This is a genomic window from Sphingobacterium sp. BIGb0165 (assembly GCF_024810095.1).
In the GTDB taxonomy this organism is placed as follows: Bacteria; Bacteroidota; Bacteroidia; order Sphingobacteriales; family Sphingobacteriaceae; genus Sphingobacterium; species Sphingobacterium detergens.
Map to the genome: position 1 here is coordinate 18,648 of NZ_JANUEB010000005.1, position 11,633 is coordinate 30,280.

11 protein-coding genes are annotated in these 11,633 nt (G+C 45.1%); 3 read left to right on the plus strand and 8 right to left on the minus strand.

Going from position 1 to position 11,633, the window contains the following annotated elements; translation table 11 throughout:
* Window positions 1-36 precede the first annotated feature (36 nt).
* From M2408_RS12220 to M2408_RS12230, 3 genes are read left to right on the plus strand one after another with little or no spacing between them, the layout of a single operon-like run.
* Window positions 37-423: a hypothetical protein gene (locus M2408_RS12220; RefSeq protein ID WP_259182163.1), complete on the plus strand. Its 387-nt coding sequence runs from the start codon at window positions 37-39 to the stop codon at window positions 421-423.
* Window positions 342-932 carry a CHAP domain-containing protein gene (locus M2408_RS12225; protein ID WP_259182164.1) on the plus strand — a complete coding sequence of 197 codons (591 nt, stop codon included), beginning with the start codon at window positions 342-344 and terminating at the stop codon, window positions 930-932. Before M2408_RS12220 ends, M2408_RS12225 begins: the two co-directional genes overlap by 82 nt.
* A 37-nt stretch (window positions 933-969) precedes the next feature.
* The gene (locus M2408_RS12230; protein ID WP_259182165.1) at window positions 970-1,386 is read left to right on the plus strand and encodes a hypothetical protein; all 417 of its coding nucleotides are present in this window, start codon (window positions 970-972) and stop codon (window positions 1,384-1,386) included.
* An 85-nt stretch (window positions 1,387-1,471) separates the two neighbouring features.
* Here M2408_RS12230 and M2408_RS12235 read toward each other — a convergent pair whose 3' ends face one another.
* The 8 genes from M2408_RS12235 to M2408_RS12270 all read right to left on the minus strand — a co-directional run bounded on the left by M2408_RS12235 (window position 1,472) and on the right by M2408_RS12270 (window position 11,628).
* Complete coding sequence (locus M2408_RS12235; protein WP_259182166.1) at window positions 1,472-2,602, minus strand: FecR family protein; 1,131 nt, start codon at window positions 2,600-2,602, stop codon at window positions 1,472-1,474.
* A gap of 11 nt (window positions 2,603-2,613) precedes the next feature.
* Entirely contained in the window at window positions 2,614-3,243 is a 630-nt protein-coding gene (locus tag M2408_RS12240; protein WP_259182167.1) for an RNA polymerase sigma-70 factor, read from the minus strand.
* A 64-nt stretch (window positions 3,244-3,307) separates the two neighbouring features.
* On the minus strand, window positions 3,308-4,627 hold the full coding sequence (locus tag M2408_RS12245) for a MutS-related protein (protein ID WP_259182168.1): 1,320 nt from the start codon (window positions 4,625-4,627) through the stop codon (window positions 3,308-3,310).
* A gap of 8 nt (window positions 4,628-4,635) precedes the next feature.
* Complete coding sequence (locus M2408_RS12250) at window positions 4,636-5,955, minus strand: MutS-related protein (protein WP_259182170.1); 1,320 nt, start codon at window positions 5,953-5,955, stop codon at window positions 4,636-4,638.
* A gap of 9 nt (window positions 5,956-5,964) precedes the next feature.
* Window positions 5,965-8,304, minus strand: coding sequence for a Gldg family protein (locus M2408_RS12255; RefSeq protein ID WP_259182171.1), 2,340 nt, complete (start codon window positions 8,302-8,304; stop codon window positions 5,965-5,967).
* Between the two features lie 119 nt (window positions 8,305-8,423).
* Complete coding sequence (locus tag M2408_RS12260; RefSeq protein ID WP_310446865.1) at window positions 8,424-9,344, minus strand: ABC transporter ATP-binding protein; 921 nt, start codon at window positions 9,342-9,344, stop codon at window positions 8,424-8,426.
* A 23-nt stretch (window positions 9,345-9,367) separates the two neighbouring features.
* Window positions 9,368-10,204 carry a hypothetical protein gene (locus M2408_RS12265; protein WP_259182172.1) on the minus strand — a complete coding sequence of 279 codons (837 nt, stop codon included), beginning with the start codon at window positions 10,202-10,204 and terminating at the stop codon, window positions 9,368-9,370.
* A 5-nt stretch (window positions 10,205-10,209) separates the two neighbouring features.
* Window positions 10,210-11,628: a RagB/SusD family nutrient uptake outer membrane protein gene (locus M2408_RS12270; protein ID WP_259182174.1), complete on the minus strand. Its 1,419-nt coding sequence runs from the start codon at window positions 11,626-11,628 to the stop codon at window positions 10,210-10,212.
* Window positions 11,629-11,633: the final 5 nt, after the last annotated feature.

The window sequence follows — 11,633 nt, forward strand, 5'->3', positions numbered from 1 at the left end:
GTACTATACATTGGATTATTAAATAATTTATTACAAATGAAAACATTACAAAACGAAATGGTCACTGGTATCGAGGATATCTATTGGCCTTTAACAAGTAGGCAGCTGCTCGGAATAGTGCTGGCCAGTCTGCTCGTATTTTTTATTTCAGCAGGTCTTTTGCTTCAGGCAATAGATCCCACAGCTGGCGTACTGGATATCGGTATTCTCTCCGTGCTGTTATTTGGTATTCTAGCAGGATTGCTCGCAATTTACTGCTGTTACTGGTTGCAAGAGATTCTTTGGCAGCCTTTTAAATTCTTTAGGCAAGACCTTAGTTATCACTTTAATCAATTGACATCATGGCAACAATGTATTCTTTATTTTTCGGTGTTCTTTTTGTCGCTGTTCTCTTTCTTGGCGGTATTGGCTATCGTGCTGTAGAGCGAGAAATAGCAGAAGTTCAGCCCAGGTCTATGGCTATGGGGGCCAGACCTGGACATCGGGATCGCATGGTCGCTCTTCGCAAACGTATTGTGGATATCGCCGTAGGAGAGATCGGTGTTCACGAAGCGACAGGCAGCAATGATGGTGCTAGGGTGGAAGAATATATGGCCTATATAGGCCTTGGGAAAGGGCACGCCTGGTGTGCGGCTTTTGTCTCCTGGTGTTATGGTCAGGCGGGACTAGCGGTTCCACGCAATGCCTGGAGTCCCGCGCTCTTTCCGGTGGCCCGGCGCTATACCAGTCAGCAGATCCGGGCGGGGAGCATCCGGCCGGCGGATCTATTTGCCATCTATAACCAAAGGCTGGGACGGATCAACCATGTGGGGATCGTCCAGAGAATCAAAGGGAACTGGCTGCTGACGATTGAAGGAAACGTAGCGGATCGGGTACTGTCCAAGCGGCGGCCGCTGGCTACGGTCTATGCATTTTCAAATTGGCTGGACTGAGGGGAGGTGGTTTATGGAAATAAAAAGAACTCGTATTTTGTCTATACTCATTGGCGTGTTTACGCTAGCTTCCTGCAAAATATATGAAAACAAAAAGCGCGATAAACGAGAAGAATTTGAAATGGACTGGCAGCATAGCGAACAGCGTCAGCGGCTGTATACCTTCCGGCAGGATACGCTTTCCCGCCTGTGGTATTTTTGGACGGACAGTGCTTTTCGCTTCCATGCGGATAGCGGACTGTTCGCAAAGGCGGGGAACTTAATAACACAAGAATCGGGGAGAAGTAGGAGCAAACATATGCAAGACATGACTGAAAAAAACGAACAGGGAAAACAAAAAGGTAACAAGCAGGAACGCAGTATCAACAAGATGCTATCTGCTACGTATTTTTGGTTTGTTGGCTTTGCCCTGGTTCTGCTTCTGCTTTGGAGATGGACCAGATCTCGTCTGTAGGTATTGCGAAAGTTTGGAAGGAGACAGCTTCAATAGTTGTCTCCTTTTTTAGTATCAATAATTCATAATGGCTTTCTGCTATTACCTATTTTACCTCCATAACATGAATATCTCGCCCGATCACTTTAAAATCAACGTTTTGCACACTCGCTTGTAGGTATTTCAATACAGTCTGTATCGCTGCGGTCTGCTCGATATCGATCGTAAATCGAAGTTCCTTTAATGCTGGATCATCAAATATAAAATGATAATCGTACAGCCTTTTCAACCTCTCGGCAATCTCTTCCAGTTTCATGTCATCAAAATAGAGCACATGATCCTTCCAGGCCACCCAATCACGGATAGGATCATCGGATAGATAGAGCTTATCGGAATCAGTGTTATATTTCCCTACATTACCGGGCATTAACTGTTGCAATTGACCATTTACCTTTAGCTCCACTTTCCCCCGCACTAATGCTGTCACCACGGCGCCACCAAATGTATTCACCCCAAAGGCCGTTCCCAACACTGTGATCCCTACCTTCCCGCAATGGACCACAAAAGGTTTTTTGGGATCATGCGCCACGTCAAAATAGGCTTCACCTTCCACATATACCTCCCTTTTATCCGCAGAGAAAGGAATAGGATAGCTGAATGAAGTCCCCGAATTTACCCAGACTGTTGTCCCATCTGCCAGTTCTACTTTCGTCTGAAGGCCGTAGGGTACATCGAGCCGGTTTAAGGCAAGTTTGGCTGTCGATCTTTGGGTAGATTTTTGTCCCAGGTAGCTTATCTCGCCGTTGTTGATCAAGACTGTGTTTCCATTTTCATCCAGTTGCCGATGCTGTGCATCGATCGCGATTTTCTCGCCATCAGCTCTCTGCAATGTGATTTTTTTGGACGGATTGCCAGCCCATACCGATTGCTTTGCGGTATCCACAGATGTCGTATTCCGGTTTAGCATCCATATACCTGCTCCCAGGCAAATAAGCAGCACCGCAGCATAGGGCAAAAATTGCAAAAGCCTGTGCCGTTTTTTTCGCCGGGAAAATTCAAGTTTTCCCTCCTGTACAGGAAATTGCTCATTAGCTTGTTTTTTCCTCAATTTAAAGCGGACCTCTTCGGAGAATAAAAGCATATCCACTTCCTCCTTGGATAACTCATCCATATTTTGATGCTCCTTGGCGTTAAGCTGTTCCAACAGCTTGTCCCAATCAATATGATCATCTTTCATATCTTCTCTATTTAGATTAACAACCAACCAATAACAACCAGCAACCACTTACATTCTGATCGAAGAAAAACATAGGCCAGTTTAATATGTGTTTTCACAGTATTCACTGAAATATCCAGGTTCTTAGCGATCTGAACATAAGTTAACCCCTCCCTTTGGCTTAATAAAAAGATCTCTTTCCGTTTGTCGGGCATTTGTGCAATGGTATCCCATAGCATCTTTTCGCGTTTATCTTCAATGGCATGCCGTTCTTTTTCTGAATCCAAGGGTATCTTTACGGCTTCAGTAAAGATATATTCACTATCGTAGTTTACCTTTGTCAAGCGTTTCAAATAATTTAATGATGAATTGCGCACCGAACGATAGGCATAGGATTTCAAATTTCCATGAATTTTCAAACGGGATTTTTTTTCCCAACAATATAAAAAGAAATTCTGCACAATATCCTTGGCCGCCTCGACGTCGTCAACAACATTCATGGCAATCTGGCAAAGAAAAGAATAATGTTCATCAAAAAACTTGTTCAATAGCTGCTCCGAAAGAATTATAGGTATTTCGGAAGCATGCTGATTCTCCTTCTCTTCTAAAGAATTATACATAATTTCCATAGGTTTAACCATACCAATATACGAAGTATTCATAGAAATAAAATTAAAATCAGAATGATCTATTATATCTTTTGTCCCCTTTCTACTTAATTACTGTTTAAGTTTCCATCATCTCCAGGATACGTTCATTCCGGATGATCATCATGCCCTGCCGATCCTCGGTAATACCCTCCTCCAAACGGTAAGTATAACGTGGGATATTATTTTCCAGCACCGTTGGCATATAACGGAATTGTATATTTCCTACCGACCGGAGTGCTTCCCCCACTTCGATAATATGTGTGGAAACGACAAACAGGCAAGCCTCGTACTCGGCAAACTCGCTTGTTACGGCCAGCGTACCATCATAGGCATCCTTCACATTTGTTCCCTTAAAGAGTTCATCAAAGATCAAGAGTAGTCGGGCACCGCTTGCAGCCGCTAGAGCTGCCTCTTTAACACGCATTACCTCGGCGTAAAAATGGCTATAACCAAGTCCGATATTGTCGGCCACGTTGATCGACGAATACAACCCCTCGCGCACCGAAAATTCAAGGCTGTCCGCAGCCACCGGAAATCCCATGTGCGCCAGATAAATTCCTATTCCCAGTGATTTCATCCAGGTAGATTTGCCGGCCATATTCGCTCCGGTAAGAAACAGGACGTTGCTCGCCTCATGCAGGGACAGATCGTTTCCTATTGCGCCGGGGATACAGGGATGTTTCAGATTTTCGCAACGCAAGCGATTTTCCGTTTCCGGCAGTGCTTTGGCATAGGTGAAATTATTGGCTTCCGCAGTTTTTGCTACAGACTGGTAGACATCCACTTCATACACAAAGAGCAGCAGTGACTCCAAACTTGTCAATAGCTTTCCTTTGAGCAGGTGCTCGTAAAAGGCCAATACGCTCAGGGGTAAGGCCTGATAAATATCCATCTGCGACAGTTTGGCCAGATAGGGGTGGGCCAATAGCGCCTCGACCGCTTGGATTCTTTCTTTAAATGGACCGATAGCTCCTTTCAGCCCAAGCATTATTGCTTTTACGGTATTCAGCAGCTGAATGACAGCCTGTAGTCCCTGCACATTCTTTTTATAGCGATCGTCACGAGCCAGGCTGGCCAGTAATTTGTGCAATACAGCGGCCCCATAGACCAATGTTTTGCTACCAAAGGAACTGGTGTCGAGATACTCCTGTACGGTTGCCACCGATTGGCGGTCTAGGTCAAATGTAACATCCTGCTGCTGAAAAAACTGGAATACAGCACTCCGGTCATTGATCGACTGCATATCGGTCAGGGGATTATGAAACATCTCATCCAGCAGTTGTTCACCGCCCCTTGTCTGTACCTGATTAAATAAATTGTAGATGGTACCCGATCTAAATTTTCCCAACAGATTAAGTTCGTCGAGGGTTTGTTTATCTATTTTAAATTTATTCATCGTTCTCGTTATAGCGTTTTTTCCAATTTGGGTGTTCCCAATTTCTTCTTTCCGTTTTTTAGGATATCCAGGATACCTTCATTTTGAATAATGAGCATCCCATGCCGATCGTTTGTGACGCCCGGCTCCAAGGTATAGGTATAGACTGGCTTAGTCCCCTCCATCTGTGTGGGCAGGTACCAAAAATTGACACCATCCACCTGGCTCAATTGCTCGGCTGCCTCCACAATATGTGACGAAATAATAAACCGGCTTGTATCTTTTCGGGCAAATGCAGTGGCAACTTCTACCGTCGCTTCATGTGCATCTTTTACATTGGTGCCGCGAAACAGCTCGTCAAAAATGACGAATAGCGATCTGCCTTTGCCCAGTTCGGCTGCTATTTTCTTGACCCGCAGCACCTCTGCGTAAAAATGACTTGCACCGATACCCAAGTTATCCGGCAAGTTGATGGTGGTATATAATCCGTCCATGACCGAAATATCAATGGCTTTAGCCGCAATTGGAAAACCCATATGTGCGAGGTATACTGCCGTTCCAATGGATCTTAGAAAAGTACTTTTGCCAGCCATATTTGCACCGGTTAATAAGGCGAGGCTCATCGTACCCGCCATGGTCACATCGTTGGCTACGGGCTGCTTCAGCTCAGGATGGTAAAGCCCGTCAATTGTCAGTATACGGGTTCCCTTGGCATGTACGCTGGGGAACGTAAAATTGCGTTCCCTGGCGATGCCTGCAATCGCCAGATATACGTCAAGTAAATAGACCTGATTCAGCAAAGATTCGATCTTCGCATATATTTTGGTTCGGAAAAGCAGATCGTACGCCGCTATCGCTGAGAAAGCTACTTTCCCATCTCGGTGTTGTTTAAATACCGGCTCAAACACAGCTTCATTCAGGATAGCATAGATCGCGCTACGCTGTGTAGCATACATTGTTGCGTTGACCATCGTTTCGTTCTCCATAAAATCTCGCAGCCCATTCAAAAACTGGATAATGGCCGACACACCATTCTGGATGTCGCGCTCCCCCAATCCCTGGCTGCTGGCCCCTGTGGAAACCGTACGGTTGCGAATATATTTTTCCGCCAGATCAAACATCGCCGGATCAAAAGGAAAGGCGACCTGCTGTTGGGAAAAATAGGTGAAAATGGCCACGCGGTCCGTTATTGTTTTTTGATCCGCTGAGGGCTGCCGAAATAAATCACGCAGGAGGTTTTCACCACCACGTGTACGTGTTTTATTATAGATTTCGAAAATTCCTGACTGGTCCCTTTTTCCAAAGATCCGTAGATCTTCGAGGGTCTGTACATCTGTTTCTAGTAGCATAATCTCCGTTTATTTACGTTTACGTCTAATTAATATTACAACACCCGTGAGCAAGAGCAGTGCTGGCATAAGATATAACGACACGGCACGGATGGTCTGCGCTGTCGTGTTCGATATGGTGAAGAATATATCTATGGGCTCGGGTGGAACTACATATACCGGTAGGCGGTTATTGTCCAGCCAGCTGAACATGGCCACTGAAAACATGCCAGCGCCTTGCCTTAATTTGGATAGAAAATCTCCGTCTCCGGCGACAAGGATACGTTGCTCGGAATCACCTTTTTTGCGCGACAAACCAAGCATGGCCGTGTAACTTGCCTTTTGTGTATCACCACGGGACGGCGTAAATACAGGGGGCACCGAGTCAACAATCAGCTTATCTATTGTATTGTACGCTTTGCGCTGAGGGTCTGTTGTCAAAATCTGCAGTGGCTTGAAGTCTGTTTTCCCTGTCACGGACACCGCCACCATGCCCGGCATTGCAATGGAGCCTTGTGCTACTGGTTTTCCTATCCGCAGTCGGTCCCGCTCGATCCGATATTGGTCGCTCAGGCTAAATCCTTCTTTTGTAATCATCGGGCGTACCATATCGGGGGTTTCATTTTTCGTCACTTCAACAAGTGTTCCCGGACTAAACTGGACACCCAGATCATTAAGTAACGGATTCAATAAATCCTGTTTTCCCGGCTCGCCGACAAACATTGCTGGCCCACCGTTATTGACATACTTACGTATTTTATCCTGCTTTAATGTGCTCAAGCTTGTTTTTGGGTCTGCAACAACCAATGCCGCGATACCCTTTGGAATATCCTGATGATCCAGGTCGATGGTGTCACTGTCAAAACCCATATTGATCAAGGCCTGTCGATTGCCGATATCCCGTGAAAGGTAGTTGTACTCCCGCTCGCCGGTCTTATAGATACTGCGTTCAAGATTGCCGCTGGTAAAAAGTACCTTAGGAAGATCTTCTTGCAGCAAGCGCTTGAAAGCCGCAGCCGTATTCATCTGATCCGGCCAAAACATACCATCATCGTAGGTCCGCAGGAAGGTCTCCTTATCTTTGTATTCCAGATGCATGACAACGCGTTTATTTTCAGCTGTCAGGTCGATGCGTTTGCGGATCTCCGCGGGCGAAATAAACCGGTCCGGATTGACACGGATTATTTTCCCGACGATTTCGGCGATCTGTTTGAGCGATTTGTTAGGGTACTGTTTATACAGGCTGCTATCACCGGGCATCACATCGTAGTAATAGACATAGTCAAATTGGATATCGGGTTTAAACCGGACATAGCCTTCCCAGAGATTCATCTCATAACTTTTCCGCTGATCCGGTGTTCCACCTCTTCCGATACTATTGTCCAGCAAATTGACATATAAGGTGACCTTTAAGGGTGAGCCTTTATCAAATTTATGGAGGATATCCTGTACCTTGGGGTGAATGGTATTGACATCATTTCTTGTCACATCCCAATAAGCGATGCAAGCAGGCCTTGATGAAATATAACCCACGGTAAGAACGATCACAACGACGATTGCATATTGCGACAAGGCTTTTGCCCAGGGCCTGGATGTCGTAGCACCTTTCACCTTAAAATAGGTAAACGACACAAACATGGTGATGATCGACAGGAAGTAAATGATATCGCTGGTGGTAATGAGTCCTTTCAGCATGCGCTCCGTGCGGCCACCTATCGATAGGAAATAGGTCAGTTCACGAACAAAATCATATTCCTGCCAGAGCTGTCCTACTGCAGATAAAGCAAAGATAAGCAGGAATGTAGCCACGCCCGATACAATCTGATACGTACTGAGGCAGCTCATAAAGATCCCTATTGCCGCATAGGTGCAGATCAATAGAAAAAGGGCCAATAGCGCAGAGAGCACAATGCCGCCATCCACATGCATGATAGTGAATAAGCTGATGACCAAAAAAATGCTCAGGATCCCCAACAGGCAAACACAATAAAATACAATGGCCAGGTATTTACCAAGCACGATATGTATGGGTTTGACAGGGGAGGAATAAAGTAGCTTGATCGTTCCGTTATTTAACTCACGGCTGATAAGCCCCATGGTCAATAGGGGCAAAAAGAAGTACAAGTTGCTTATAACGACCGAAAAAAGGGAACCTTTAATCAAAATTATATTCGTCAGGGAAGCCCAAAGAAATCCTTCAAAGGCAGGATTATTCTGCAGGCTAACTTCCTGAATATTGACCATCTGGACCAGGCTATCCGTAAAGGTCAAAGCACAAAGTACCCAAAAAGCGATTCCTAAGAACCAGGCGACGGGCGAGTAAAAAAGATTACGGATTTCATTTTGCGCAATCTTGCATATAAGTTTCATATGTAAATATTTTTTTAAAGGCCATATAGAATACCCCGCTTATTTCACGCCGTGGCTGTGCTTTTCGGACAAGGGTTATTTCAATTGATAGGCGATTACTGTACATTAAATTTTCACTATTAATTTGCCTGGCTCGAGAGCTGCTTAAACACATCTTCCAGTACCCCTTTTTCCATGCTGATCTCCCTCAGCCGCCAGCCCTGTTCCACACTGGCCGCAACGAGGCGTTCGGCGATATCCTCGCCCTGTTCAAAGAAAATACGGACCTGTTTTTCGCTCAGGAAGTCTATTTTGGTGACCCCATCAACAGCTTGTAGTGCGCCGGATACCGGCGGGTTCTCCAAGTGGATCAAAAGGCTCTGCGGCTGCAGGTAATTATTAAAGGCATCCATGGTATCCGAAAAGATAACCCGCCCGCCTTCAATCATGATAACATCCCGGCACAGGGCATGGATCTCGCTCATCACGTGCGAGGAAAGCAATACCGTGCGGTCTTGTGCAATTTCACGGATCAACTTACGTACTTCGATCAGTTGATTGGGATCCAGCCCATTTGTTGGCTCATCCATCACGACCAAACTTGGTTTGTGGATAATGGATTGTGCGATGCCAACACGTTGTCTGTATCCGCCGGAAAGATTTTTGATCAAACGGTTGCTGAAATGGCTGATCTGGCATTTTTCCTTCACTTCTTCAACTGCCATGGCAATCTCACTCGATTTCATCAAACGCAATTCTGCGGTATAGCGTAGGTATTCGTCGACAGTCAAGTCGGTATATAAGGGCAGGACTTGAGGCAAAAAGCCAATCTGTTGTTTGGCACGGAGCGGGTCTGCCCGCAGGTCGATCCCGTTGATCAGCACCGTTCCCTCGGTTTGGTTCAGTGCTCCGCAGATAATATTCATGGTCGTCGACTTGCCGGCACCATTGGATCCCAGCAGTCCGACGATCCCCGTTTGGTTGATCTCTATATTGATATCACGTATGGCCCAGTTCAACGCATATTTATGTGACAAATGGCTCACTTTTAAAATACTCATATTCAGTTCTTTTTCTTTAGTAATTAATGCAGCTTGGCATCTCCAATGGCTTGCAGGTCGATTTTATAGTTGATTTTGTAGAATGAAATCAAATCATTGTACTTTCTTTGATATACGCCCGTGGGGTCAAATTGTGTATTGAAAAATTTCTCGTCTAATTCAGCTTTAGTATGGCTTGTGATACGAGATATATACTCATATAAGTCTTTATAGGGAGTAGTTGGAACCGCAAAAACCCCATACATTTTATAATTGTCTTCCCGCACATAGGAGTAGGGGATTCCTTTAATAAAATCGGGAGCAATCTGGATTTTGTTTCCTGCCCAGGCGGCAGCCCAGAAGGCACCGTGAATCGCTCCTTTGACCTGTTTTTTCTGTTGTTCTGAAAAGCCGTCCCATCGTTTATCGACATGTCCGAATGCAATGTGGCTCTGCGACCAGACTGCATCCGCCAATCCCTCCAAGGGCACCTCGGAGGAAGGTTCCAAAGGAATAATTTTCTTGCATAGCATAATTTTATAGGGAGTCATTTTTTTGAAAAGATCCTCAGCATAAAAACCAAAGAACTCATCTTTCAGAAATGTCAAGCTGGCAGCTACACGTTCTGGATCCCCTGGCGTACCCACAAAGGGAATATTTCGGGTAAAATCCCAGCGGAAATCGACGTCGTTAAATTGATATAAAATGTACGTCCCATATTTCTGATGAAAATCTACAATAAATTGGTCAAAAGCATTATGACCCTGTGGCAAGGTATAAATGGGCTGGGGGGCATCAGCTTGAACGACCTCTTTCTTGCAAGACCCTAACATCATTACAACCACAAGACTGATGAAAAGTAATCTAATTTTGTTTTGCATGACAATTAATTTTTAGGTTGACGAATTGGGGATAATGGATTTTGAATTATTTTTGGATTCAAATCAATGACCCGTAGCGGTATAGGCTGAACATAACTCGGATCGCGCTCTTGTAAGATGTAATTTTCATTTTGTGCCGTCGAGGTGAAAAATGTATGTTGAATGCGAGGCATTCCATAACGGCGTAAATCAAACCATCGCCCCCCCTCACTATAGAGCTCCCGGCGACGTTCGTCTCGTATATATTGCAAAATATCGTTGGAAATTTGTTCCAATTTCCAGGGCGTATATTTATCGGTCTGAAACCTCTTTTCACGCAAACTATTGATCAAGTTGACGCATTTTTGTCCTGCATCCGCGTTACCTTGCTTGTACAATTGAGCCAATGCTTCTGCCCGATTCAGATAAGCCTCTGAAAGACGAAAGGCCTGTGCACTTTTCAACCCAAAATCGCCGATGTGCAATTTTTTGGTTACACCATTAGCCCAATAGACGCCATGGCGAAGGTCGCCTTGGCTGTAGCTGTTCCTTAATTCCAAAGGCATGCGATAAGCGGATGTATCTTGCATGATCACGTCTCCTCTTAAACCAAATGCCCAGATCGTTTCAGGGTTACCCGCACTGATAACAGGTTTGTCCAGTGGCTTCACTTCCCCCCAATTGCGCAGGTCCATCAGCTGATAAGGTCCATTAAGTAAGGGATCGGTATGTTTAATCACCTCGTCCCATTTTTCCATATAGAGATACACACGGGAAGCCAATAAATGCGCAGCAGCACTGCCAAACCTATATTTGCTATGCACTTGCTTACTTTGATCAATAAGCGCAGTCCCTTCTTGCAGGTCCTTTTCGATCTGGGTGTATATATCCGCTACGGTATTACGTGGTTTCAAGGTGGTTTCAACTCCGCCTGACAATAATAACGGGACACCTAAATTGGTTTTGGGATCACTAAGTTTGTCGTTATAGGGCAGTCCATAGATATTGACCAGGTTGAAATAATAGAAGGCACGTAATAGCTGTGCCTGTCCGCCAACATAACTCTTAAAAGCCTCCGTTCCTGTCACTTTCGGCAAGTAATCCAACGTCGTATTACAGGCTTGAATAGCGGCATAAATAGATTTCCAGGAAGACTGATTCGTTGCAGCTCCCAACCCCGTCTCAACCATATTCGGTTGCCAGGTATATACCGCATGGGTTGAGGTCGTGGTGACATAGGCGATCATACCGATATCATCATTCATGTACATCTCCAAAGGGTTTATTGCAAATGTATTGGGGTAAGCATCGCCCAGAAGATATTCATTGAGCGTTTCGGCGGAACGTGGTATCAGCTCGGATTGTGTGGATTCCTCCAAAAACTTCGAACATGAGCTTGCCAGCATAGATACGCCGACAGCAACAAAAATTAGATAATGTTTCATGACTT